At 38.0% G+C, this 24387-nt stretch carries 24 protein-coding genes, 1 pseudogene and 1 riboswitch; of the genes and pseudogenes, 21 read left to right on the top strand and 4 right to left on the bottom strand.

Going from position 1 to position 24387, the window contains the following annotated elements:
- Nucleotides 1-8: 8 nt before the first annotated feature.
- Nucleotides 9-893, bottom strand: coding sequence for a 4-hydroxy-tetrahydrodipicolinate synthase (dapA, locus tag H5120_RS08035; protein ID WP_182674052.1), 885 nt, complete (start codon nucleotides 891-893; stop codon nucleotides 9-11).
- Between the two features lie 190 nt (nucleotides 894-1083).
- Nucleotides 1084-1284: riboswitch (Lysine riboswitch) on the bottom strand.
- A 191-nt stretch (nucleotides 1285-1475) separates the two neighbouring features.
- Between dapA and H5120_RS08040 the strand changes: the two are divergent.
- The 7 genes and pseudogenes from H5120_RS08040 to H5120_RS08070 form a co-directional block, all read left to right on the top strand.
- Nucleotides 1476-1991 (top strand): annotated as a pseudogene (locus H5120_RS08040) (DNA-3-methyladenine glycosylase I); the annotation flags it as partial.
- 109 nt (nucleotides 1992-2100) lie between these two features.
- The gene (locus H5120_RS08045) at nucleotides 2101-3474 is read left to right on the top strand and encodes a tyrosine-type recombinase/integrase (protein WP_182674053.1); all 1374 of its coding nucleotides are present in this window, start codon (nucleotides 2101-2103) and stop codon (nucleotides 3472-3474) included.
- 4 nt (nucleotides 3475-3478) lie between these two features.
- On the top strand, nucleotides 3479-6190 hold the full coding sequence (locus H5120_RS08050) for a hypothetical protein (protein ID WP_182674054.1): 2712 nt from the start codon (nucleotides 3479-3481) through the stop codon (nucleotides 6188-6190).
- A complete protein-coding gene (locus H5120_RS08055; protein WP_182674055.1) occupies nucleotides 6183-8225 on the top strand; it encodes an integrase in 2043 nt (680 codons plus the stop codon). The genes H5120_RS08050 and H5120_RS08055 overlap by 8 nt, the downstream gene beginning before the upstream one ends.
- Before the next feature lies 1 nt (nucleotide 8226).
- Nucleotides 8227-8613, top strand: coding sequence for a DUF6262 family protein (locus H5120_RS08060; RefSeq protein WP_182674056.1), 387 nt, complete (start codon nucleotides 8227-8229; stop codon nucleotides 8611-8613).
- 229 nt (nucleotides 8614-8842) lie between these two features.
- Complete coding sequence (locus H5120_RS08065) at nucleotides 8843-9421, top strand: hypothetical protein (RefSeq protein WP_182674057.1); 579 nt, start codon at nucleotides 8843-8845, stop codon at nucleotides 9419-9421.
- A gap of 109 nt (nucleotides 9422-9530) precedes the next feature.
- The gene (locus tag H5120_RS08070) at nucleotides 9531-9932 is read left to right on the top strand and encodes a hypothetical protein (RefSeq protein ID WP_182674058.1); all 402 of its coding nucleotides are present in this window, start codon (nucleotides 9531-9533) and stop codon (nucleotides 9930-9932) included.
- A gap of 97 nt (nucleotides 9933-10029) precedes the next feature.
- Here H5120_RS08070 and H5120_RS08075 read toward each other — a convergent pair whose 3' ends face one another.
- Nucleotides 10030-11427, bottom strand: coding sequence for a heavy metal sensor histidine kinase (locus tag H5120_RS08075; RefSeq protein ID WP_182674059.1), 1398 nt, complete (start codon nucleotides 11425-11427; stop codon nucleotides 10030-10032).
- Entirely contained in the window at nucleotides 11417-12103 is a 687-nt protein-coding gene (locus H5120_RS08080; protein ID WP_010388408.1) for a heavy metal response regulator transcription factor, read from the bottom strand. Before H5120_RS08080 ends, H5120_RS08075 begins: the two co-directional genes overlap by 11 nt.
- A 166-nt stretch (nucleotides 12104-12269) precedes the next feature.
- Between H5120_RS08080 and H5120_RS08085 the strand changes: the two genes are divergently transcribed.
- From H5120_RS08085 to H5120_RS08120, 8 genes are all read left to right on the top strand, one after another.
- Nucleotides 12270-14093, top strand: a complete 1824-nt coding sequence (locus H5120_RS08085; protein WP_182674060.1) for a copper resistance system multicopper oxidase — start codon at nucleotides 12270-12272, stop codon at nucleotides 14091-14093.
- Nucleotides 14090-14953 (top strand): copper resistance protein B, encoded by an 864-nt coding sequence (locus tag H5120_RS08090; RefSeq protein WP_182674061.1) that lies wholly within the window; start codon nucleotides 14090-14092, stop codon nucleotides 14951-14953. Before H5120_RS08085 ends, H5120_RS08090 begins: the two co-directional genes overlap by 4 nt.
- Nucleotides 14954-14975: 22 nt before the next feature.
- The gene (locus H5120_RS08095) at nucleotides 14976-15383 is read left to right on the top strand and encodes a copper resistance CopC family protein (RefSeq protein WP_010554094.1); all 408 of its coding nucleotides are present in this window, start codon (nucleotides 14976-14978) and stop codon (nucleotides 15381-15383) included.
- Between the two features lie 11 nt (nucleotides 15384-15394).
- Nucleotides 15395-16303, top strand: a complete 909-nt coding sequence (locus H5120_RS08100) for a copper resistance D family protein (protein ID WP_182674062.1) — start codon at nucleotides 15395-15397, stop codon at nucleotides 16301-16303.
- A 23-nt stretch (nucleotides 16304-16326) separates the two neighbouring features.
- Nucleotides 16327-16815: a DUF4440 domain-containing protein gene (locus H5120_RS08105; RefSeq protein ID WP_165723891.1), complete on the top strand. Its 489-nt coding sequence runs from the start codon at nucleotides 16327-16329 to the stop codon at nucleotides 16813-16815.
- A gap of 10 nt (nucleotides 16816-16825) precedes the next feature.
- Nucleotides 16826-17344, top strand: coding sequence for a DUF411 domain-containing protein (locus H5120_RS08110; protein WP_024591412.1), 519 nt, complete (start codon nucleotides 16826-16828; stop codon nucleotides 17342-17344).
- A 133-nt stretch (nucleotides 17345-17477) separates the two neighbouring features.
- A complete protein-coding gene (locus H5120_RS08115; RefSeq protein ID WP_010388415.1) occupies nucleotides 17478-17990 on the top strand; it encodes a DUF305 domain-containing protein in 513 nt (170 codons plus the stop codon).
- Nucleotides 17991-18018: 28 nt separating this feature from the next.
- Nucleotides 18019-18750, top strand: a complete 732-nt coding sequence (locus H5120_RS08120) for a MauE/DoxX family redox-associated membrane protein (protein WP_002963060.1) — start codon at nucleotides 18019-18021, stop codon at nucleotides 18748-18750.
- Between the two features lie 477 nt (nucleotides 18751-19227).
- Here the strand turns inward: H5120_RS08120 and cadR are convergent, their stop codons facing one another.
- On the bottom strand, nucleotides 19228-19617 hold the full coding sequence (gene cadR / locus H5120_RS08125) for a Cd(II)/Pb(II)-responsive transcriptional regulator (protein ID WP_182671357.1): 390 nt from the start codon (nucleotides 19615-19617) through the stop codon (nucleotides 19228-19230).
- Nucleotides 19618-19698: 81 nt separating this feature from the next.
- Between cadR and H5120_RS08130 the strand changes: the two genes are divergently transcribed.
- The 6 genes from H5120_RS08130 (at nucleotide 19699) to H5120_RS08155 (ending at nucleotide 24381) form a co-directional block, all read left to right on the top strand.
- On the top strand, nucleotides 19699-20334 hold the full coding sequence (locus H5120_RS08130; protein WP_182671358.1) for a cation transporter: 636 nt from the start codon (nucleotides 19699-19701) through the stop codon (nucleotides 20332-20334).
- The gene (locus H5120_RS08135; RefSeq protein ID WP_058549645.1) at nucleotides 20331-20690 is read left to right on the top strand and encodes a DUF3703 domain-containing protein; all 360 of its coding nucleotides are present in this window, start codon (nucleotides 20331-20333) and stop codon (nucleotides 20688-20690) included. The genes H5120_RS08130 and H5120_RS08135 overlap by 4 nt, the downstream gene beginning before the upstream one ends.
- A complete protein-coding gene (locus H5120_RS08140) occupies nucleotides 20683-21567 on the top strand; it encodes a cation diffusion facilitator family transporter (protein WP_058549644.1) in 885 nt (294 codons plus the stop codon). The genes H5120_RS08135 and H5120_RS08140 overlap by 8 nt, the downstream gene beginning before the upstream one ends.
- An 87-nt stretch (nucleotides 21568-21654) precedes the next feature.
- Nucleotides 21655-22050, top strand: coding sequence for a hypothetical protein (locus H5120_RS08145; protein ID WP_182671361.1), 396 nt, complete (start codon nucleotides 21655-21657; stop codon nucleotides 22048-22050).
- A gap of 73 nt (nucleotides 22051-22123) precedes the next feature.
- On the top strand, nucleotides 22124-23446 hold the full coding sequence (locus tag H5120_RS08150) for a TolC family protein (RefSeq protein WP_182671362.1): 1323 nt from the start codon (nucleotides 22124-22126) through the stop codon (nucleotides 23444-23446).
- Entirely contained in the window at nucleotides 23443-24381 is a 939-nt protein-coding gene (locus tag H5120_RS08155) for an efflux RND transporter periplasmic adaptor subunit (RefSeq protein WP_182671363.1), read from the top strand. The genes H5120_RS08150 and H5120_RS08155 overlap by 4 nt, the downstream gene beginning before the upstream one ends.
- Nucleotides 24382-24387 lie beyond the last annotated feature (6 nt).

Genomic DNA, 24387 nt, shown 5'->3' on the forward strand with positions numbered 1-24387 from the left:
ACCTGTATTTAATGCCAAGATAAAATGGTGTTGTTTGCAGTTGTGATGCAATCGGTTTGAGTTAACTCAAGATGTGTTAAAGGTGGACGAAGTTGCGGGCTGCTTAAGCGGCCTTGCAAATGCATCAGTACCTTTACGGGAATAGGGTTTGCGACAGCAAATAGGCTATTAATAGCGCTTGACCACTGGGCAAATAAATTAGGGTGTTGACCACTTAAACTGCGCTTAACAAACTCGTGAGTTTGTTCAGGCCATGCATTTGCAGCTACCGACACCAAACCTTTTGCGCCAGCTTGAGCAAAATAAGGCATTAGCGCATCGTCGCCACTAAAAATAGCTAAATTAGGCGCGGCTTGGCGGTAAGCTTCAAACTGAGCAATGCTGCCGCTCGCTTCTTTTAACGCCCATAAATTTTTATTGTTTTGTAAGTTTTGAATTGTTGCCACTGGGATGCTAACAGCGCTTCGACCCGGTACGTTATAAAGCATACATGGGTGAGCGCTTGCATTTAGCAGGCTTTCAAACCAATGAGTTTGACCTATAGCGCCAGGCTTTGCATAAAGCGGTGAGCCAAGTAAAAAGCTATGAATTGGGAGTGTATTACAGTAGTTAACCCACTCAATTTGTTGCTTTAAGTTACTACCGCCCACAGCTACCATGAGTGGTACTGTTGGTTTTAGCTGGCATACGTGCTCAACAATGGCTTGTTGTTCTTTTAGCGTTAGTGCTAAACCTTCGCCCGTACTGCCAAGTAGCAAAATACCGTTATGTGCCGCTTCTTGATCGCTAACCAACTTAGTTAACGTGTTGTAGTCGACATCGCCGTGTTGATCAAATGGCGTAACGAGCGCGGTCCACAGTGAGTAGTCGTTTAAATTGAAGTTGTTGATCATCTCTCACGAACTTATAATTTGTACCAATTTTATTAAAAACGTGATCATTTTAGCGATAACTAATTTAATGTAATTGGTATTATTCGAAGAGTTAAAAAGCTTTATGGAAGGAGCCGCATTAACGTCGTTCGAACTAATAATTCGAAGAGCGAATGGGCTTAAAATAATAGGGCGCACGGCCTTAATATTTAAGACCAGAAGCTCTCCACCAAACTAACAAGCTGCTTTTTATAAACAGCTATTGGTGACAGTCGCTAGGGTTCAACCTAGTCGCCCGAAATAAACACCTCGCAAAAGTGGTTACTTCTCGGCGTTAATTCCCCTCACGTATGCTTACTGGAGTTTGCGCTCCTAACATACGTTACCTGAATAACGCACCTCTTCTAGCCCTTTGCACCTGTTTGTAGAGTAAAACTTACAAACCTGTGCAATTTAAATAGGGTAATTACGGCGATTAAAGCATTTTAGCCGTCTAGGTGTCAAGCGACTAAATACAGATTAATTCATCGAAAAGAGGGGTGGTTACGTATTAGGTGCTTTTCTCGTACACTAGCAATATAAGTAGTGAGGTATTTAATTAGTATGGAAAAATTTAGCGATATTTATAAGCGAGCGGTAGAGCGAAAAGGCTCTGAAAAAATGCTTAAGTTATTACTTGCAAAACCGCTATCTAAAAAACAACTAAGCACGTTAAGTGACGACGATTGGCTTGAAGAATTTACTCGAAAAGTATTTCAAAGCGGCTTTTATTGGTCAGTCATAAATAATAAGTGGCCGGGCTTTAGAGAGGTTTTTTGGGATTTTAGCGTTGATAAGTTATTAATGATGCCACCTGATATGCTGGAACAAAAAGCAACGGATGAGCGAATTGTTCGTAACTATAAAAAAGTAAAAACAATTACCGAAAATGCTTACATGATCCACGAAATAGCAGGGGAACATGGCAGTTTTAGTCAGTTTGTCGCTAATTGGCCAACAGACGATATTATTGGTTTGTGGGCGTATTTAAAAAAACATGGTTCGCGTTTAGGCGGAAATACAGGGCCTTATGCGCTGCGAGCACTTGGTAAAGATACATTTTTACTATCACGCGATGTAGTCACACCTTCATAATTAAAGTGTTAACCACACCTTTGTAAAACCTTCAACTTGTTACTATAGTTTCATTTAATATGTGAATCGCATTCTCCAAGTATTAAGGGTTCTTATGGTTTCTATAGTAAAAGCAGATATAAATATGGGAGCACTGCCATTCTTTGATGGTGAACTAATAAATATCTCTGAAAGCCAACAGATACGCTCAATTAAATATCAACGCGAGTATATTACTGAAAATTTTTCGTTATTAGGTAGTGAAACTAGGCTAAAAGATTGTTTAGAGATAAATCTTTTTTTTGAATATCGATATAAAGGAAAATTCCTGCGTCCCAAAAAAGGAGGGCAACAAAACCTTTTGGGAGGAGTAACAGTAAAAACAATTAAGAGCATTGCCAATTCATTAAAACTATTTCTTAATTGGCTTGAAAGTCAAGGTATTGGGTGGAAAGATCTATATGCTGTATCAGAGTCTGAGAAAGCTAAAGAGTGGCTACCACCTTACCAGTTCCGAGCTCACTTGATTGATCGAGTGAGGCGTAGTGAGCTTTCTCTCAATACTGCTAACCTCTATATTTCACACGTTCGTCAATTCTATGAATGGGCTTGGCAAACAAATCGTATTAAAAAACTACCATTCACATATAGCGACAAAGTAATCAAGAAGAAATATTCTCGATCTGAATTTGATTTGATATTTACATCCTTTAATCATGATCGAGGTATTGTTGTTCAAACTAATAATTTAACTATTCCAAAAAAACACCAACAGAAGAAAATGATTTTAAACGATGGATTATCCCCTCTTGGTCCAAAAGAACTACTCAGCTTCTATTCATCTAATTACATGCAATCACAAACACGGAAGTTGTGGGCAGACTTAGCTTTATTATGCGGTTTAAGGGCTTTTGAAGTTACTTTACTTAACGAGTCTGAAATTATTGATACTACTCTTGATGAAACTAAGGTGTATGCTGTCGATATTATTGGTAAGTTTAATAAAAGCAGAAAGATACTGATTCCAAAGACCTTAATGACACGTCTGTGGGTTCATAAAAACTCTGGTGAACGGTTAAATCGTTCTGCAAAATGGGATAACGACAATAATTCGATTCGTAAACCACTATTTATTAATCGTTCAGGCAAGCGTTTAAATGAAGGCTCTATTAGCAATATAACTTCGAGAGTAGCAAAAGAGCTTTTAAACAATAAAGTTAAATTTACTTATTCGTTTCATGATTTACGCTCTACGTTTGCAACATCATTAGCCCGCTTTTTATTAGAGAATGATTTACCTCTTGGTTTTATTCAATACAAACTTATGTCGCTATTGGGTCATACCAACTTTTCAACTACACAAAAGTATATAGATTTGGCACGCATCGTTACTTACGATAAACGTATGAAATCCTGGGTTCTAGAAGTTTTTGGTGACCTGGAACAAGCATTGAGCATTGAAGCAATGGCATTAGAGTTAGGTGATTAATGAGATGCGATTAATTTTTACTGATACGGATGGTAATATAAAGCTTGATAAAATATTAAAGCACAGTGAGTGTTTGGCCAAAGATATTTACACTTGCTATCAACGTTATATGAATAACAAAGGTAAGTGGAAAAAGACAGAAAAAACCATTTCCTGTCAAATTAGGTATATCACAACTCGGTTTGATGAGCTGCTTGAAATACTTAATCCAGATTCTAAGCATAAACTTTTAAGCACAGGTCTTGTAGCGTTAAATGAGTCACAGGTATGGAATCATCTTGAATATGCATCACTAAATACATGTCTACGCACAGGAAAAGGGATTAAAAATGCTTTTATTACGTTAGTTAGATTATTTAACGATGATCTTTATTTACATCCCCCAAGCAGAGTAAATCTCAAAGGTTATATCACCGATATTTCCAAATTATATGAAGCCTCTGAATTACTTTTTGAACAATATAAAAATTTTTTAGTATACATTGTAGACAGTGACAGAGATCAACATAGGTTACGTCGTATTAAGGCATCCACTCATGCCACGTTAGTTCAGTTAATTCAAAATAAAGAATTTCAAAGTTCCCTTGGCGAATACGGTTTAAGAGCTTTCGCTGTAAATTCTGAATTAATCAAAGTAGCTAGTAAAGCAGATAGATACAACCCAATCCACTTTCAGCTAATGCTAGCACATTTCGATAGTAAAACTTTCTCACAAAAAATGATAAATATAAGGGGGCAATTCCAAATAGATTTTACGGACATACACAATATCTCTTCAAGACTTTATAACGATATCGAGTGTTATTCAAAGATTATAGGCAACACTGTTGATTCTCATCTAAAGGATAACAGTGTGAGAGATAAATTTTCAGGCTTTAAGCGCGCATTACCTGTGCTTCAATCCGCATTATCAACCCTACATAATAAAGAGCTAATTGATAAAGGAATAGCTACCCTTACTGATACTGAAGGTTTACTTAAACAATTGCATGATGATATAACGCTGCCCCGCTGGATATTCTTCTTATTTTATGAAATCAGTCAGTGTATTTATCCACAAAAAACTCCAAAGTTATCTCTATTTAGAGAAAACCTGCTTTTATTCCCTGGTATTGATAAAAATAGATACATCCAATGCGACTTTACTTCGATAAAATCTATTTCTGAGCGTGTTTATGATGACTTTGTTCTGTTGTTAAATGACTTCAAAGCGAATATAGATCAAAAGAATATTGCAATGATTTCGGTATATCATAACTATCAGCAGTTAAAGGCTTTGTTAAACAAGTATAGTGATTCCTTCACACAGGCACATCTTGATGTATTGATTTTGCATGGTATTAAAGGTTTTGCTACTAACAATGGATTCATTCAAAAACATTTACTTGCAGAGTTACAATCAAGTGCTAATGACAATTCATTAGCTCGCAAAACTGCATTAACTTACCGCTCTAGCTTAGTCTGGTTAATGCGGGAGTTCGACATTCCGTTCAATGATATTTATCCCATCAAAGTAACCAAAATGGCTAAGCATAATCAGCGGCTTAATAGTGATAGTTTCTATTCTGAGACGGAATGTAGAGAGTTAGCTTTTTACATTGAGAAGCTATTACGTGATGAAAATACTAGTGTTTATCGGAAGATTTTATTGTGTTTTGGTAAGGTGATATTAAAAACAGGTTGGAATATTAACCCTTTGCTCAATTTGGAATGCGAGGATATTATTGAAACAGTATCTCCCATATCTAATAAAACTGAGTATGCCGTGGTACTTCAAAAAGCACGAGGAGGCTATCGGAATGATACATATTCATTTGATAAAAGGGATTTAAAAAACGATACCATAAAAAGTGCTATTTCAGATCTGTTGATTGTCCGAGATGAATTAACCGCAGATATAAGGTTACAAACACGGCACGGTAAATATTTATTTATCTATCCTCAGCGTGGTCAAGTCTTCAAACTAGAATATTCATCTGTTAATCAATTATCGAGCATATTAAGAAAATCAGGCTGTCGTATCAATTTTGTCGCACAAAAAATACGTAAAGGTGGAGTTAATCATATATACCGAGAGGTAAATAAAAACATCAAGAAATATACAGATACGGTAAAGCATTCATTTGACGTATTTGAATCATATTACCTTCGTATTGATCCCGACCAGTCACGCTATTCACTTAATCAAGCAACAAAAATAATGGGGGATTATTTTACGGGCAAAGAAATATCATCTGAAATTCATATAATTACCGACGAGTCTGCAAATCAGCACCAAGTAGTACCATCAGGTACTTGTGCAGCTAAAGCTGATAACAAAGAAGCAAATCGTTACGAGAAAGAGCATCGCAAACTTCGCCAAATCACAGGTGATAAAGGTAGCAACGTATGCGCAGATTTTTTAAGTTGTGTGTGGTGTAAATACTTTCGGGTGGTTGTTGATGCTGAACATATTTGGAAACTTTTGAGTTATAGAAATTATATCTTGTTGGGCATGGAGATGTCAGTCGAAAATCCTAATGATAGTAACGATCAGATTATAAACATTAATATTTTAAAACAACGTGTAGATGACATTATCGAAAACCTAAGACAAAGAAATAGTAAAGCTGTTAAAGATGGATTTATGCTATTAAAAGAACAAGGATTACATCCTGATTGGGAGTTTGCTTGCCCATCTATGGCAATGTTCAGAGAGGAAAACAATCTTGGCTGATATTCACGATATAATTACACGGGCGATTACAGTTGATTGCAGCATTTCAATCAAACCACTATCAAAGGTAGAAATTGAAAGATTATCAAAGTTAGTCGTATGGGATATGAAGGCACCTCATAACAAACCAATGTACTTCGGGGGTAATTACTTTAAGCGAGTTGATACAGATAAAAGTGCTATCTTAATTGATACTGGCTTAATGGAGTTTGATTTTGAGCTCAAAGCAATAATGATCGCTGCATTACATTTAGGTACTGTTGAGGGGAGCATACCGTATAAATGGTTTTCAGTAGCTACACGGGTGCGCGCATTAAGAACATTTTGTGTTTTTCTTCAATCTAAAAAATACAAAAGCTTTCGAGAGCTAAATAATGTAGAAGAGCTAAAACTAAGGAATATTCTTCAAGATTTCCTATACCTTCCTAAACTACAAGGAGGTATGCATGTAGGTAAATACACGTCTGCAGCTAAGTCACTTCGTGAAGCACTCACTTTTCTATATGTCTATGGTCTAGTCAATAAAGAGCCTTTATCAGCATTAATCGATGAACTTACTTTATCCAAAATTACGAAGCATGAGACAGAAAACCGATTAAAGCACTCGATAATTCCAACGAGTATTATGAAGTCAATCATTTCTACTTCAACAGAATACATTCAAAAGGCAAAAGACGATTCTAAAAAGTTTATTGATATTCATTCAAAAGCCAATAGCAGAATAAAGTTCAGTAAAGCAAAAAGGTTATGCCATATCTCAATTAAACAAAATAAAGATTTGATGAATGATTTAAGAGAGATAAAAAAGCGTATAAAAGACCTAAACCTCCATGTCTATACTCTAGTGGTAGCGTTTACTGGGATGCGTGACAATGAAGCATACGCACTGAAAAACCACAGTCATGCAAAAAGAGTTGAGACTGGAGAGCTTGTATATACGATAAGCAGTCATTTATCTAAGACAACAGAGGGCTTAGTAAAGCTCGACTGGGTAGCCAATCAAATCATTTATGATGCTGTTAATTTATTGAGTAGAGTTAACGAAGTTTATTTGGAAAGAGCAAGACTAATACTCAAATATCATAAGAACATCTTATCTGAACAAGATACTCGCAAACTGCTACGAGGTATTGAAAATAATCGTCTATTTGGGATTCAACATACGAGTCACACAGTTAGATTTATCCATGCAGCTAGAGGATCAGATACAGGAGGTTCAGTTTCATTAGAACGCCACAAAATTAAAGTGACCGCTCAGGATATAGAACAGCTTGAAAAGATGGGCTGTAATTATCAATCTGTTAGTCAAAATAGTGGTAAACGCGGCTTAAAATATAAAGTTGGTGATTTTTTTAATTTAACTGCTCACCAGTTTAGACACACCTTTGCATGGTTTATTATTGCGAATCGTTTAGGCGATCTGGATGATATTAAATATCAATTCAAGCATATCAAACGAGTGATGTCATTGATTTATTCTGAGCGTGGTTACGAATCGTTAAATGAATTACGTACAGTGATTGAATACTTTGAAAAACTAGTCAATAAACAGGCTATTGAAGATATTGTTGGTTCAGCAAAGAAAGCTCAAATTACAGGAGGCGGAGGTGATAGACTTTCTAAACTTCTTACAAAGCTTAATTCAAATGAAGATCACGTAATTTACACTTCAGCACAGCAGCCTCACTTTAATAATACTCAAGAGTTAATAGACTTTGCGACTAAAAATAGTGACAGCGTTAGGGGATTGCCACATGGCTATTGCACAAAGGGATTAGGGTGCAAGATAAAAAATGTATCAGATCCTTCCCATTGTTTATATTGTGATACTTACTATGTAACCCCAAAACATTTACATTATTGGAAAGCAATCAAACACAGCTGTGAAGGAAAAATAGAGCGTATTCAATTATTACCCGATATAGCGCGTTATCAGTCACTTCTTACTGGATTAAAAGATAACCTAAATGCAGCAAATGAAGTTATTGATAAGTTAGTACTAGCTCATAATTTAAAATCAAATATCGAGAACTAATATGCCTACTCGAGAACTATTATTATCTTGTGTAAGAGAATTTAAACAAAGTAATGAGCGGATCACTATTAAAAAAGTAGCTGATAAATGCGGAGTTTCTCACTCTTTAATATATAACCGCCATCCAGATATTAAAGAAATGATCAACAACCTAAAAAAAGAACAAAAAAAACAAGAGTTAGTGGAACAACAAAAATCTCAGACGGAGGTGTTACTTAGGCGCAATGAAAACCTTAAAAATAAACTATTCCAAGCAAAAAAAAATGATGATAAAGAGACCATTGCTATGTTGATGATCCATATTCAAGAGTTATATTCAATGTACGATTCCCTATTGGAGGAACGCAATGCCTTTGCTAATAGGCTTTTTGATTTAGAAAATAGCTAATTTCTAAATGAGTATTCTAAAGTTAAGGCAATATGGGGAAGCTAATATTTGAGTTTACATTTTGAAGATTAAGTTTGAGCTAGTGCACTTAATTAGTATCTTAGTTAATAAGAAGCCTGTTTACTTACTATATTAGTAAAGACTAATTTACTTTAGGTTTCAAAAGGCTGTTTGGGCTTCCCAGTTTCTACCAGATAGTTTTACCTTGTTATATATCTTTGGAGTATTAGTGTTTAACTTTCAATTTCTTATTGGTTCTATTGTTGGTTTTTTTATTGCCTTTGTGTTATTTGTTTCTCTTCTTTTAACTGACGTTAATCTTGATGTTGGGGTTGCAACAAATATATTTATTGCTTTAGCTACAGCAGTTGCAACTGCTATTCATTACAGCTCAATTCAAAAACAAAGAAAAGATCGTATTTGGGAAATGAACAAAACTGTTTTGTTAGATTTAAGTCATTCATTATCGTTAGTAATACAGGCATCATACTATTATCAACAATTAGAGTATGCAAAGCACAAAGTTGAAGATGAATCTACCGAGATGGATAGACCTAATCCAAATGTATTTAAGGACTTCAAAGAAAAACAAGAGTATGCGATTAATGTTTATAAAACACTTATGGACAAGAAATTAATTAGTAGTATTCAAAAAGCTAAAGAAGTTAATGAAAATATCGATAAAGCAGTTAATGAAAATGTTATTGATTACATTCCTGCTTATGACCGCTCAATTAGAGCCAACAAAGAGCTTCAAAAAAAACTTGAGGAATTTATGGCTGAAATGTCTGGTGTAAATGATATATAACGCCAAAAAATAAACTCAAAATAAAACAGTAGGTTATATCTCTATTTGCTACACATTATGACCCAGCATTTTAGTCCGCTTATTGCGGCGTTATGATTAAAGGAAAGTTATGCGTAATATTATATTTATATTATTTTTTCTACCAGCATTTGCTTTTTCTATGCAAGGTAATGAAATAATCCAACAACTAGACAATATATTCGAATCTGAAAGCTTTAAGTCTAAGAATAGAGAAGTTCAAAAAATAGCTAATTGCATTGCTGTTAATCATTTTGTTAAGAGTGATGGAGCAAAATTATCTACCCAAGATTCATTAGTATATTCAATCAGAATGTCAGATTACGTCAAATCAGAGGGGCTTGAGTTAATGGTTCTTCAAAATGCTTACACTCATACTTTAAGCCATAATTACGCAATGTTATGGAGTATGAAGCGAGTCGGTCAAACCAAAATGTTAAAAGCTATGATGTCAGTGGTTAGCGATGAATGTCCAAAGTATCCAGCAATTTAATCATAACAAGTGGCTATGTTGCCACCGACCGCTCATGGCACTTAGCTGAACTTCGCCAAAGAGCTACAAGCAAACATTGAGTTATTGGTTTTAATAATTAGCTTTTAACTAAATTTAAATAAACTTTAAAGCTGGTAGTTTGATTATTTGAACTGACCTCTATATCTCCACCGTTTGCTTGCGCTAGAGCTTTAACTATTGCAAGCCCTAAACCTGCTCCGTCGCTGTGTCGTTGCCGCGACTTATCAGGTCGATAAAAACGGTCAAATAAATAAGGTAAATGCTCAGAAGGTATTCTCTCCCCTGTATTAATCACTGAAATGCATATTTTTTCAGCGGTGGTCATTTCACTGTTTACAGTGATTGATGAGCCTTTTGGGGCGTACCTAATTGCATTGGATAGTAAGTTTGATAATAATTGGCGAAAGTGTAATTTGTCACAATAAAAACAAAGGTTTTCACCTTTTTTATCAAATGCAATCAATAAGTCTTCAGCCAAAGCGTCAAAATACTCAAATAACACTTCAATTTCATCATGGCTTTTTAGAGTGTTTTGAACGGGTTTAATTAGCCCATTTTGAGTTTTTGCGAGCCAAAGCATATCACTAACCATTTTAGTTAATCGCTCAAGTTCTTCTAAGTTAGAAAACAATAATTCTTGATACTCTTCCAACTGCCTTTTTTTAGATAATCCAACCTGTGTTTGAGTAATTATATTTGTTAGTGGAGTTCGTAGTTCATGAGCAATATCACTAGAAAAATTTGATAAGCGAATAAATTCACCCTGGAGCCTGTCGAGCATTGAGTTAAACGACTGCACCATATTAACAAGCTCAATAGGCACTTTATTTTCATCGAGCCTTACATCCATTTTATTAGTTTGGATATCGTGTATTTTCTGACTTAAACCTCGTAAAGGGTTTAATCCTTGATGTATAGCAAACCAAGCCACCAATAAAATGAGTACCGCTGAGCCAAACATAATGGCCCAAAGGCTTTGCTGAAATTGATTGAGAAAGTGTAAATGAAAGCTCATGTCTATCGCTGTAGTAATTTTGTATTGCTGTTGCCCAGTACTTAAATTACTCACCAGAGCTCGGTAGGTGTGGGTATCATTTTGCCATGAGGTAATGTTGTTACGGTTAAAGCCAGTTGAAGCCTTAGCACTCATTACAAAATCACTAAAATCTCGTTCAGAGCTTTGAAAAATGAGATCTCCTTTTGCGGTATTTACCTGATAGTAAACACCGTGATGACCCGCTACAGCGTTAGATAATTCATTTTTAAGTTTCAGGTTTGATTTATAGTGTTGTGTTAAAACTAATTCAATAGATTGATTAATAACATGCAGTTCACTACTATCTTGCTGGAAAAAATGATGTTTTATCGAACTATTTATTAAGGTGGCAACTAAAGTTAAGCACGCAATAACGGTTACAGCCACAAACAACACAACACGCATCGTAAGTGATAAAGGCCGTGACTTAATAGCCATCAGTTTCAACCTCTAATTTATAGCCCATACCGCGAACTGTATGAATTAATTTAATAGTAAAGTCATCATCAACTTTTGCTCTTAGCCTACGAATGGCAACATCAATCACATTGGTGTCGCTATCAAAATTCATATCCCATACTTGAGAAGCAATTAACGAACGTGGCAGTACTTCACCTTCGCGCCGTAACAATAGTTCAAGTAAGCTAAACTCTTTATTACTCAATAAAATACGCTTGCCTGCACGTTGTATTTTTCGCTTTGGAATATCCATTTCTAAATCAGCAACGATCAGTATATCGTCAACTGTTTGTACTGCACCACGGCGAATAAGAGTGCGTACTCTTGCTAAAACTTCAGCAAAAGCAAAAGGCTTTATTAAATAGTCATCAGCACCAAGTTCGAGCCCCTTTACTCTATCGTCTATGCTATCGCGAGCAGATAAAAATAGTACTGGGGTTTTGTTATCTGCTTCACGTAGCGACTGTAAAATTTTCCAACCGGATACGTCAGGTAACATGACATCAAGTATTATTACATCAAATAATTCGGTCATTGCTAGGTGATGACCGTCAAGACCATTGCGCGCCAAAGAAACCTGAAAACCAGCTTCACTTAGTCCCTGTTTTAAATAATCTCCCGTTTTTGCTTCATCTTCAACAACTAATAAGCGCATACAATTCCTTCATTAAAGTCCTAACAACTACCTCTGCAAATATTATGCAGTATCTGTCACTACAGCAACATGACACCAAGATTACAACTTTGTAATGTTCGCGTCATGTTGAAGACAGGTCTATTTTCTATACTCAATACATATTCTGCTATGAAGGAGTAAGGAAATGGGGTTTAAAAAGTCATCACAACAGGTTAGCACACCACGAAGACGATTTGTTCAAGGCTTAATTGCAGGAGGTGTACTTGCTGCTTTTCCGAGTGTATTACATGCTGCATCATCTTTAGTAGCAGGAACAATAACAGGCACTGTGCCCGAACTTAGCGGCGAAGTAATTGATCTGGTTATAGATGAATCGCCGGTTAACTTTACTGGCGTAGTACGTATGGCGACAACTATCAATGGATCTATACCCGCTCCTACCTTGCGCCTCAAAGAAGGCGATGACGTTACTATTAGAGTAACAAATAAGTTATCAGTACCGAGTTCAATTCATTGGCATGGCATTATTTTACCGTATCAAATGGATGGCGTACCAGGTATCAGCTTTAAAGGCATTATGCCGGGCGAAACCTTTGTTTATAAATTTAAACTGCAACAAAGCGGTACATATTGGTATCACTCACATAGTGGCTTTCAAGAAATGACAGGCATGTACGGTGCATTAATTATTGAACCGCGAGAAAACGATATTATTAGTGCAGATAACGAGCATGTTATTCAATTATCTGATTGGACTGATGATGACCCAATGGCGCTGTTCCGTAAATTAAAAGTACAGAGTGATGTATTTAACTTCAATCAACCCACTGTCCCAGAGTTTTTCGATGACGTTTCAAGCAGCAGTATTTCAAATGCTCTACAGCGCCGAAAAATGTGGAATCAGATGCGAATGAATCCTACAGATTTAGCTGATTTATCTGCATCAGCAATGACTTTTTTAATGAACGGTAGTACTCCAATGGCAAACTGGCGTGGATTATTTAAAGTTGGTGAAAAGCTTAGGTTAAGGTTTATTAATGGCTCTAGTAATAGCTTTTTTGACGTGCGTATCCCCGAGTTAAAACTAACGGTTGTACAAGCAGATGGGCAAAACGTTGAACCAGTGACAGTTGATGAATTTAGATTCGGCCCTGGTGAAACCTACGACGTAATTGTTGAGCCTAAAAATGATGCCTATACGATTTTTGCTCAAAGTATGGATCGCTCTGGTTACGCAAAAGGAACTTTATCAAGCTCGCCTAATATTGATGCGCCAGTACCTGCACTTGACCCTGTTGAATGGTTAACGATGACCGATATGATGGGCAATATGACCCACGGCGGTGAGCACTCAGCAATGGCTGGTATGGCAGGCATGTCAGGTATGAACTCTAAAGAAATGGATCATAGCGCTATGGGCCACGGTGCAATGGCGATGGATCATAGCAAACATGGTATGTCTGAAAACCCATTAGCGGTTGCCAGCTCTAAAGTGCGTCATGCAAAAACGGAGTATGGAGCTTCAGTTGATATGCGCGTTGATATGCCTAGAACAAATCTTAATGATCCTGGTATTGGTTTACGTAAAAATGGTCGTCGTGTTTTAACACTTGCAGATTTACACTCACTTGAAGGGATCACTAACCAGCAAGAGCCAGAAGCTGAAATTGAGCTGCATTTAACCGGAAACATGGAGCGTTATAGCTGGTCATTTGATGGCTTAGAATTTGGTAAAAGCACGCCAGTGCATATGAAGCATAACCAACGTTTAAGAGTTATTTTACAAAACGATACCATGATGACGCACCCTATGCATTTGCATGGTATGTGGAGTGATTTAGAAAACGAGCAAGGTGATGTGCAAGTGCGACGTCATACGATACCTGTTCAACCCGCACAAAGAATCAGCTTTTTAACCACCCCTCACGATGTAGGTCGCTGGGCTTGGCATTGCCATTTATTATTCCATATGGATGCCGGTATGTTTAGAGAGGTAGTCGTATCATGAAACAATTAAAACTATCTAAATCATTCGGTTTATTAATGTTAACAGGGGCTTCATTAATTAGTTTCCCTTTATTAGCGCAAAGTGAAATGGCACAAATGAATAGCGCTAAGATGCAACCACAAGGAGGAAGTGCACCTAAAGATGCAAGAGACCCCCATGCTTACTCTGCGGGAACAACTTTAACAGAAGGCCCATATGCGCTTGAGGGCAATGAGCGATTAACACTCGCTGATGAGCATCCATTTTACGCATTACTAGGCGATCGTCTTGAATATAACGAGCAAGCCAACGCAGGTGTATTTGACTTACAAGCATGGTACGGCACTACCTTTGATCGATTGGTAATTAAAACCGAGGGTGATTTCAGCGAAGGAAGTATTGAAGAAAACCAAACCGATATTTTATGGGGGCATGCCGTATCAGCATATTGGGATACTCAAGCAGGTGTTCGTCTTGATTACAATAAAGAAGGTGAAAATCGGCAATGGTTGGCTTTTGGCTTACAAGGTTTAGCCCCTTACTGGTTTGAAATTGATATGACAGCGTACGTGGGTGAGCGAGGCAATACCGCATTTACGTTAGAGGCAGAGTACGAACTATTACTCACGCAAAAGCTAATTATACAACCGCGAGCCGAAATTACACTTTATGGCAAAAACGATAAACAAAACGAACTTGGAAGTGGCCTATCAAGCAGCGCGATTGGCTTTAGGGTTCGTTATGAGTTTACACGCCAGTTTGCGCCCTATATTGGCGTTGAATGGAGCAATAAATTTGGCAATACCGCCGACTATGCCACATCAAGTGGACAAAGTAGCAACAACACCGCATTTGTTGCGGGTATTAAATTTTGGTTTTAATCATTTTAAATAAGAGGTAATTATGAAGTTTTTTAATTCTGCAGTAGCTATTTTAGGTTTAGTACTTACATTTTCCGCATCAGCGCATATATCACTCAAGCAATCAACACCTGCGCAAGAAGCCATGTTAATGAAAAGTCCAGAGCAACTTTCGTTAACTTTTGGTGGTGAAGTAAGGCTAGCAAAAGTCATCATCAAAGATGAAAAAAATAAATCAATAAACTTTGATTTCAAACCCAGCTCCACCCCAAGCACAGACTTTAGTTGGTCATTGCCGAGCTTAGCCCAAGGCACTTACACGGTTAAATGGACAGCACTCGGTGGTGATGGACATAAAATGACCGATACGTTTAGATTTATGGTACACAAAAGTGAATCGCATAAAATGATGCAGGAACAATCTAATACCCACAGTAAACATAATCATTAAGTAGCAACATAATGCAATTAAGTGAATGGTCAGTACTCTTACTATTATTAAAACTAGCAAGCTATATCGCAATTGCAGGGCTTGCGGGCACTTTATTAATGCGCTTTATGTGTGGCAACAGCAATGTTGCAGGGCATCACTTAATTAGCTTTTATCAGTTCTTAAAACGTTGGCAAATTACGTGTGTAGTTACAGGTAGTATTGCTGCACTTTTACAAGTACCAATAGAAGCTGGAGCAATGGCTGAATCAGGCTTTATGGGAATGTTTGACCCCTTTATGCTTGAAATTGTTTGGCAATCAGTCATAGGTGACCAAGCAACGTTTAGAATACCAGCGCTTATTATTGCTCTAATTAGCGCATGTATGTGGAGTGTGGAATCAGATGATAACGTAGCAGGTTATAAAAACGGTGCCGTTATACTAATCATGCTTGGGTTTATCGCTTATAGCTTCACTTTTACTGGGCACAGTGCAAATGAAAATGGGTTAGTGAAAAGTATTTTAACCTTTCACCTTATTGCCATTGCGAGCTGGTTAGGGTCATTGTGGCCGCTTTACAAAAGCTGCACTTTACTACCTACCAGTGAAGTAAAGCGGTTAATGCATTACTTTGGTCAACTCGCTATTGTTATTGTATTTGTACTACTTATTTCGGGCTTAACTCTGCTCCTGCAGTACCTAGAGTCATTTTCTGCATTGTTTACATCAAATTATGGGCAACTAATTTTATTAAAGCTGTTACTCGTCTGCGCGATGCTGTTACTAGGTGCATGGCATAAGCTTTTTTTAGTCCCGCAAATCACTCAACAACACCATATAAGTATATTAAAACGCTCGATCACTGTTGAAATATTAATTGCCCTATTTGTACTTATTACAACAAGTGTATTTACAACACTTGTTGGTCCGCCTATTTAACGATTAATAAAAAAGGAAAATGTATGTTAATTAAATCCTCTAATTTAAAAATTTTATTGCTACTAATCTTTAGCGCTGTTAGTTCTTTTGCTGTGAACGCACACACCCATGAAGAGCACACAAAAAAAGGCTGGGTCTTTGTTAATGTTGATAGCGAAGCTGCAAAGGCAGTTAGCTTATTTCATGCATCCCTAAAACAAGGCGATGCCAAAGGTGCCCGTAAATTACTGGCCGACGATGTCGTCATTTTTGAAGGTGGAATTGTTGAGCGTTCTGCAGATGAATACGCGAACCATCATATGATAGCGGATATGAAATTCTTAAGTGCAGTTGATAGTGAACTGCTAGAGCATCAAGTTCACACAAATGGAGACATAGCTTACTCAATTTCAAGAAGTAAAACTCAAGGAAAGTATAAAGGGAAAGATATTAAGTCTACGGGAATGGAATCAATCACATTAAAAAACACCGATAAAGGTTGGAAAATCACTCATATTCACTGGTCTAATTAAGGAGTTAACAATGCGAGTAATCTACATTACCTCAGCGTTTTTTTTATCATTAACTATGTCATTTTCGGCAATGAGTATCGAAAAACAGCATAAAACATCAATAATCTATGAAAATTCAGAAAAACCTGAAATTGAGCTTACCGTTTATAAAAGTAAAAATTGTGGATGTTGTAATAAGTGGATTGCTCATTTGAGTGAAAACAATATTCAAACAAAAGCAATTAACGTTAATGACATGGGGTCGATTAAATCTCAGTATCAAATAAAACCTAATATGCGCTCATGCCATACAGCCGTGTCAGCCGATGGATTTGTATTTGAAGGTCATGTTCCCGCTAAACATATAAAACAGTTTTTATCTGGGCAACACGCTCCGCACATTACAGGCTTAAGTGTACCAGCCATGCCTATTGGCACTCCCGGAATGGAAATGGAGGGTATATTTCACAAATATAATATTGAACTACTCACTGACAACTCAAATGAAGAAACCTACAGATACATAAGTAAATCCAGCGAGCAATTTTAGCCTAACGGCATAATTTTTGATTTAATTGTTAAATACCCATTTTACACAACAGGAAACACTGATTTGTGAGCTTGATAGTGTAAAAATTACTCACATGTAAAAACAAAATACAAAACTTTTAAGGAGCAATACAATGTCACACTATTCAAAATTTTTTTTAATGATAGCAACATCCACAATAACCATGTTTGTATTGATGTATTTGAACACCTACCAACTTAGTCATGTTTATTTTAGTGAAACTCGTACTTATATGGCGCTTTATATGGGAGCCACGATGGCAGTGATAATGCTACTTTTCATGCTCAATATGTATAAAGATAAAAAGAAAAATATAACAGTACTCATTGCTAGTGTTGCCGTATTTGCAGGAAGTTTATTTTTAGTTCGCTCACAAGTGACTGTTGATGATAGCTCATGGATGTCGGCGATGATCCCACATCATTCAATTGCCATACTCACCAGTGACAGGGCAAAAATCAAAGATAAACGCGTTCAAAAGCTAGCTACAAATATAATTGAAGCCCAAGAGCGAGAAATAAAAGAAATGCAATGGCTCCTAAAAGATATAGAGCAAAACGGCATTGCACAAACCAATGCTCAAGCACAATTAAGAGCTGTTCCAGATTTCAATTCAAATAAATAAATAAACCGCATAACATAAGGAGTAAAGCATGAGTAAATCAGCCCAACTTTTTAGAATGGCAACAGATGAGCATATTTGTCCGTTTGGTTTAAAATCAAAAGACCTACTAGAGCGAGAGGGATATACAGTTGATGATCAGCTTTTAACTTCTCGAGAGCAAACAGATGAATTTAAAAAACAACACAGTGTAGAAACTACACCTCAAGCATTTATTGATAATAAACGTATAGGTGGCTACGACGATTTACGTGATTACTTTAATAAGCCACAAGCAGCCCAAGAAGGTACAACTTACACGCCCGTGATTGCGATTTTTTCGGTTAGTTTTTTGCTTAGTGTGGCATTTAGTTTTGCATCGGATAATAGCTTATTATCAATGCAAACCGCTGAACTGTTTGTAGCCCTAACAATGGCAGTGTTAGCAATACAAAAGCTTCAAGACTTATTTAGCTTTACTAATTCATTTATAACCTATGACTTAGTCGCTATGAAAGTAGTCAGGTACGCTTATGTTTACCCATTTTTAGAAGCATTTGTTGGCATTGGAATGATAGCCGGATTACCAGCCTATATTATTGCCCCTATTTCATTATTCATAGGTGGGGTTGGTGCTGTTTCAGTGATAAAAGCAGTCTATATAGATAAACGAGAGTTAAAATGTGCGTGTGTAGGCGGTGACAGTAACGTACCACTAGGGTTTATCTCTCTAACAGAAAACTTATTTATGATAGCTGCCGGTATTTGGATGTTTGTTAGGTAAATAACAGCTTTAATTTAAAATATGATGACGAGCTTATTTATAGCACGAACCAGACTCAGTAGTTGAGTCTGGTTCTGCCTGAAATTAAAACGCCATCAATTTGCTCTGGCTTCTCTAAGGTATCTTGAAGTTACAATGAGACTAAAGTTTTTTATTAATTGCATGATTTAAAAAAGCACTAGCCCTCTAACTTTATTAAATAGATCTAATCTAAATTTGATTCCAGGATTCTTTTGGCAATAAATTTTTAATCATCCTAGTGTTTAAGAATTAATAAATTTAATTAATAAATTTTGTGAAATTTTTTCTAGTCCGCTTAGAGCGATCAACGGACATTCGACCTACCTCAGTCGAACGACTGCTTAGCCCAAAAATGCGGACATAGCTATTTATTCTTTATCTAATATCAATTAGCGAACCATGTACAATTATGAAACCTTAGGCAAACGTAAACTACAAGACTTGTAGATATAAGTATCACTCTTCAAGCAACTGCAATACCCCACATTCTTTAACTTTTCTATCATCTGTGCATGCCGAGGCTATCTCAGATAGGGTAGCCTTTAGCTCCTCAAGCTCTGCAATGCGATGCGTGACGTCAACCATATGTTGATGGATCAAATTGTTCACACTAGAACAACTTTTATCGGGATTATTTTTTGTATCCAACAGCTGTTTAATTTCTATTATGGTCAAATCTAATGAGCGACATTGTTTAATGAATCGCAGTGCTCTCAACGATGATGCGTCGTAAATTCTGTAGTTGCCTTCACTGCGATTGCAAGCCTCAAACAAATCCTGTTTTTCATAAAAACGGATCGTCTGAATAGAACACCCACTTTTTTTTGATAGCTCACCTATTTTCATAAACGTGCCTTTGTGTTGTTGACTCTATACTAGGTATAGACTTTACACTGTACCTATAGTTTTGGGAATAAGAGTTGAACAATGAGTGGTTGCGGCTGTGAAGTGGAAATCAAAGATGCCTCACAAAAACGGGTTCTGTATTGGCTGCTCGGCATCAATGCGACGATGTTTTTCGTTGAGATGACCGTGGGTATTTTGGCTGACTCTACTGCTTTAATAGCAGACTCTATGGACATGCTAGCGGATGCCGTTGTATACGGCATAGGTATTTATGCTGTGGGCAAATCTATACTTCACAAAGCCAAAGCTGCGAAAATCAGTGGTTACTTTCAGCTATTGCTGGGCGTAATTATTCTTATTGATATTACCAGAAGGTTATTCTTGGGCAGTGAGCCTATCTCATCACTAATGATAGGAATGGGGTTCATTGCACTAATTGCAAACGTCGTTTGCTTGGTGATCATTCGTAATCATAAAAACGACGAAGTACATATGCGAGCCAGCTGGATTTTTTCGGCCAACGATGTCATCGCCAACATGGGTGTCATTATCGCCGGAGTTTTAGTGGTATGGCTTGATAGCAGAGTACCGGATTTGGTTATCGGCTGTATTGTGTCGATTGTCGTGCTGCGCGGAGCGTGGATGATCCTCAAAGATGCCAAGCAGGAAGTACTTAATAGCGAAGTACAGAAAGGTAAAGCGGGTGATCCACTATGACATACAACAAAGCGGTTAAGCCACATATCGATTCCAAATTAACAGATTACTCAGATGCAATGTCTAACAATAATGAGAGGCAGGCATTTGCAGCGCTGGAGGATGCGCATGTAATTGGTCAGCACTCTACTTATTATCATTGTTTAATTCATTGTAAAATGCTGCGACACGGTCTTCTAAACAAAGATTGGAGAGCCGTTTTTGGACAAGTAATAAGAATAGTTGGTGCTGCAACCAAAACAGCTATCGGCCTTGTACCTAAAGGGAATACGGGTGGCACTGACATCAGCCCCTTTAAGCGACTGCCAATCAGTGCTGAAAATCAAGCGATATTGGACAAAATCAACCATGCATAATCATAACCACAGTCACAGTGATAACAGCGCATCAAAACGTATTGGCTGGGCATTTTTCTTGAATGTCGTGTTCACTATCATTGAATTTATCGGCGGGTGGCTGACAAACAGCACGGCTATTATGGCCGACGCAGTGCATGATTTGGGCGATAGTTTATCCATTGGCACCGCTTGGGGCTTAAATAAACTCAGTGATAAACAAGCAACCAATACATTTTCCTATGGCTATAAACGCTTTTCACTTCTTGGTGCATTGATTAACGGGTTAGTGTTAACGACTGGCTCAATATGGATCTTATTCGAAGCTATCCCAAGGCTTTCTGCACCCGAAATGCCGCAAGTCGAAGGCATGATACTCCTGTCAATTTTTGGCATCGCCGTTAATGGATTTGCTGCGTATAAACTTAGCGAAGGGAATTCCTTAAACGAACGTATTTTAAACTGGCATTTGCTTGAAGATGTTTTGGGTTGGGTGGCAGTGCTGATCGTATCGATCGTGCTGATGTTTAAGCCATGGCCAATTTTAGATCCTATCTTATCCATTGGCTTCACGTTATTCATTTTATTCAATGTAGTTAGAAATCTAAAAGAAACCTTATTGTTATTCCTGCAAGCCACGCCCGATGCTAAGCAGATGGAGGAAGTGCGTAAAGTACTCATGTCATTTGATGATGTGGCGGATATACATCATTTTCATATCTGGTCTTTGGACGGTGAACATAGCGTCATGACGGCACATGTGGAGTTGAAACAAGATGTTTCGGTTTCTCAATTGAGAACACTTAAAGACGAACTTCGCCAAGGTCTTGATGAGTTTGATTTTGTGCACACTACCATTGAAATTGAATTTGCCAATGAAGATTGTCGTGATGAGTAATGTAATGATTGAAATACTTTGTTTAGGTTGGTCGATTGGTCTTAGTTCGATTACCTGTTAATATGAAAAAGATGAGAGTAGATAGATATGTTTAGTGTAAGGGTGACAAGTTACCTGCTGATTTCGCTGATTTTGTTTCAGTCGTTTTCTGCTGTCGCCAATACATTGGATTCTCATACTGTCGACTCACAACATCTAAATGAAATACACGAACATCAATTGGGCGATAACATCGCTACTGAACATGCGCAGGTTCAACTAAAATCTAGCGAACAACCTGATGCTGATAACGTCCCCGTAGATAAATCTCACAATCCTGCTGATTGCCACCACTGTGGCCATTGTCACGGAACCCATGCTCAATGGATTGTAAGCACCAATGGTATCGAACTCGATTCTGTTGCCACCCATCACAATTTCTATTACTTATCAAAAGTAATAGATGCACCGATCACGCAATTACTACGCCCACCTAAAGCATAACCCTGAACTAATCAAACACCGTTCGCCAACAGTTTGGCGATATATATTTTTTTGATAATTTAGGAATAAAACAATGATGCATTTTTCATTGAGTCGCCCTATGCGTGTGCACGCTTGGGTGATTTTCACGATGCTTGTTCTTTTGACAACACACACCGTGGTAGTAGCACAAACAAACAGTATCACCAATCGCGAAATGACCTTGCAAAGCGCCATACAGCGAACATTAGCGAATTCACCCGAGTTGCATGAGTTCACATATAGGCAACAAGCGATTGAGGGAGAAATTAAAACTGCTTCTCTCAAACCAGCCCTCAACGTAGGCATTGAAATGGAAAACTTCTTAGGAACAGGCGAGGTCTCTGGCATTAAGGACACCGAGTTGACTCTCACATTGTCGTCGGTCATTGAATTGGGCAATAAACTCAACTCACGTAAGGCGTTTGCTAAGGCGCAATCCACCTTAGTCGAAGCGCAAAAACAAGTGCACACCTTGGATGTACTGGCTGAAGTGACACGTCGCTACATCGATGTATTGGCGCAACAAGCGTTAATTGACGCGCAACAAGAGGCAGAAACACTTGCTCGATATACCTATCAGGCTGTCACAAGACGCGTGGATGCAGGTGCTTCCCCTGCATTTGAACAGAAACGCGCTGAAGCAGCGCTAGCAAGAGCTAGACTGGATGTGGTGACGGCACAGCAAACTAAGCAAGGCATGATAAATAGTCTGGCTATTATGTGGGGGGAAAAAGATCCCACTTTTACTGATGTGGAGGGTGACTTATTTGCGCTGCAATCGTCTCCTTCGTTAACCGCGCTTTTCACCACTCTATTGGACAGTCCCAATCTTGAGGTCTATACGCAAGGTTCGAGATTGCAGGCTTCCCAAGTCCGCCTTACTCAAGCAGCTAATCAATCGGATTTAAGCTGGACGGCCGGTATCAGGCGCATGAATGGCATAGATGAAACAGCCTTTGTAGCAGGCGTGAGTATGCCTCTGTTTGCCGGTGACCGAAATCTTGGCGAGTACCAAAAGCAGCGAGCAATTCAGGCACAGCTGGAACAACAAAAAGAGTCAGCGACGCAAAACCTATACCATCAGCTAAATATGGCCTTGATGGTCAGAAACAATGCGTTGCTCAATGTACATACACTGCAAAACTCTATTATCCCACCCTTAGTTCAAGCGCTGGAATTAGTAGAACAAGCCTATATCAACGGTCGATTCAGCTACCTTGAATGGGTGAGTACACGTCAAGAACTACTCAATGCCAAACAAGCCTTAATTCAATCAGCGAAGCAAGCTCATCAGCGCGGTGCAGATATCGAATCACTGACTGCACAGCCACTTGTGGATACGATCAACACCTCTTTTTCGAGAAAAACAAAATGAACAAAAATATATTAAATGAGAAGCAAAACGCTCTGTTAGTTTTCATTGTTTGCAGTGCGTTGGGATTTTTTTCAAGCACCACAATACAAGCATCAGAAGGCGAACATGGTAAAGAGGAAGCCCATAAGGATGAACGCGTATTCATGTCAGATAGCATGGCGCAAAAAATGGGCGTAATGACGCAAAGTGTGCAAACGGGTAGTCTCAATATTACCACCACTGTCTACGGAAATATCGTGACCGACCCTGCTTCACTGAGTCATGTGCGTGCACGATTCGACGGTATGGTGACCAAGGTCAATGCAAATTTAGGTAAAAAAGTTAAAAAAGGCGAGACACTGGCGGTAGTTGAATCCAACGAAAGCCTGAAAAGTTATCCCGTTGCCGCGCCGTTTTCAGGCACCGTGATTGCCAGACATGCCAATGAAGGCGAGTTATCTAATGGCCAAGTGTTATTTTCAATCGCAAACTATGATGACGTGTGGGCACAGCTTAAAGTCTTCCCACAACAGCTCTCTGATATTGCAGAGCAGCAAAGTGTTCAACTTAGTGTGGCAGGCTCATCGTTAGAAACCACTATCCAGCATATCTTACCCTCGCCAGATGAAAAACCGTATGTATTGGCGTATGCCAAAATAGCTAATACCTCAGGTCAGTGGCCGGTTGGCGCGGCTATCAAAGGGCTTGTCACAATCAACAAACTTGATGTCGCCATGATGGTGCCTAAAGCGTCGATTCAAGAGTTTGAAGGGGCTTCTGTCGTGTTTGTCAAAGAAGGTGATGAATACCGTCCCGTGCCCGTTACCTTAGGTCAACAAGATAACTACAATATTGAAGTGTTATCAGGTCTGCACATTGCAGATGTGATTGTCAGCCAGAACAGCTACCTGTTTAAAGCCGATTTAGAAAAGTCGGAGGCCGGTCATGACCACTAATAACTC

Origin of the sequence: Pseudoalteromonas sp. SR43-2, from assembly GCF_014163885.1 — a bacterium.
Classification (GTDB): domain Bacteria; phylum Pseudomonadota; class Gammaproteobacteria; order Enterobacterales; family Alteromonadaceae; genus Pseudoalteromonas; species Pseudoalteromonas distincta.

Excerpts from the sequence above, each read along its gene's own strand:
- dapA (WP_182674052.1), bottom strand. The coding sequence starts at position 893 with ATGATCAACAACTTCAATTTAAACGACTACTCACTGTGGACCGCGCTC.
- H5120_RS08045 (WP_182674053.1), top strand. The coding sequence starts at position 2,101 with ATGGTTTCTATAGTAAAAGCAGATATAAATATGGGAGCACTGCCATTC.
- H5120_RS08050 (WP_182674054.1), top strand. The coding sequence starts at position 3,479 with ATGCGATTAATTTTTACTGATACGGATGGTAATATAAAGCTTGATAAA.
- H5120_RS08060 (WP_182674056.1), top strand. The coding sequence starts at position 8,227 with ATGCCTACTCGAGAACTATTATTATCTTGTGTAAGAGAATTTAAACAA.
- H5120_RS08070 (WP_182674058.1), top strand. The coding sequence starts at position 9,531 with ATGCGTAATATTATATTTATATTATTTTTTCTACCAGCATTTGCTTTT.
- H5120_RS08075 (WP_182674059.1), bottom strand. The coding sequence starts at position 11,427 with ATGGCTATTAAGTCACGGCCTTTATCACTTACGATGCGTGTTGTGTTG.
- H5120_RS08080 (WP_010388408.1), bottom strand. The coding sequence starts at position 12,103 with ATGCGCTTATTAGTTGTTGAAGATGAAGCAAAAACGGGAGATTATTTA.
- H5120_RS08085 (WP_182674060.1), top strand. The coding sequence starts at position 12,270 with ATGGGGTTTAAAAAGTCATCACAACAGGTTAGCACACCACGAAGACGA.
- H5120_RS08090 (WP_182674061.1), top strand. The coding sequence starts at position 14,090 with ATGAAACAATTAAAACTATCTAAATCATTCGGTTTATTAATGTTAACA.
- H5120_RS08095 (WP_010554094.1), top strand. The coding sequence starts at position 14,976 with ATGAAGTTTTTTAATTCTGCAGTAGCTATTTTAGGTTTAGTACTTACA.
- H5120_RS08100 (WP_182674062.1), top strand. The coding sequence starts at position 15,395 with ATGCAATTAAGTGAATGGTCAGTACTCTTACTATTATTAAAACTAGCA.
- H5120_RS08105 (WP_165723891.1), top strand. The coding sequence starts at position 16,327 with ATGTTAATTAAATCCTCTAATTTAAAAATTTTATTGCTACTAATCTTT.
- H5120_RS08110 (WP_024591412.1), top strand. The coding sequence starts at position 16,826 with ATGCGAGTAATCTACATTACCTCAGCGTTTTTTTTATCATTAACTATG.
- H5120_RS08115 (WP_010388415.1), top strand. The coding sequence starts at position 17,478 with ATGTCACACTATTCAAAATTTTTTTTAATGATAGCAACATCCACAATA.
- H5120_RS08120 (WP_002963060.1), top strand. The coding sequence starts at position 18,019 with ATGAGTAAATCAGCCCAACTTTTTAGAATGGCAACAGATGAGCATATT.
- cadR (WP_182671357.1), bottom strand. The coding sequence starts at position 19,617 with ATGAAAATAGGTGAGCTATCAAAAAAAAGTGGGTGTTCTATTCAGACG.
- H5120_RS08130 (WP_182671358.1), top strand. The coding sequence starts at position 19,699 with ATGAGTGGTTGCGGCTGTGAAGTGGAAATCAAAGATGCCTCACAAAAA.
- H5120_RS08135 (WP_058549645.1), top strand. The coding sequence starts at position 20,331 with ATGACATACAACAAAGCGGTTAAGCCACATATCGATTCCAAATTAACA.
- H5120_RS08140 (WP_058549644.1), top strand. The coding sequence starts at position 20,683 with ATGCATAATCATAACCACAGTCACAGTGATAACAGCGCATCAAAACGT.
- H5120_RS08145 (WP_182671361.1), top strand. The coding sequence starts at position 21,655 with ATGTTTAGTGTAAGGGTGACAAGTTACCTGCTGATTTCGCTGATTTTG.
- H5120_RS08150 (WP_182671362.1), top strand. The coding sequence starts at position 22,124 with ATGATGCATTTTTCATTGAGTCGCCCTATGCGTGTGCACGCTTGGGTG.
- H5120_RS08155 (WP_182671363.1), top strand. The coding sequence starts at position 23,443 with ATGAACAAAAATATATTAAATGAGAAGCAAAACGCTCTGTTAGTTTTC.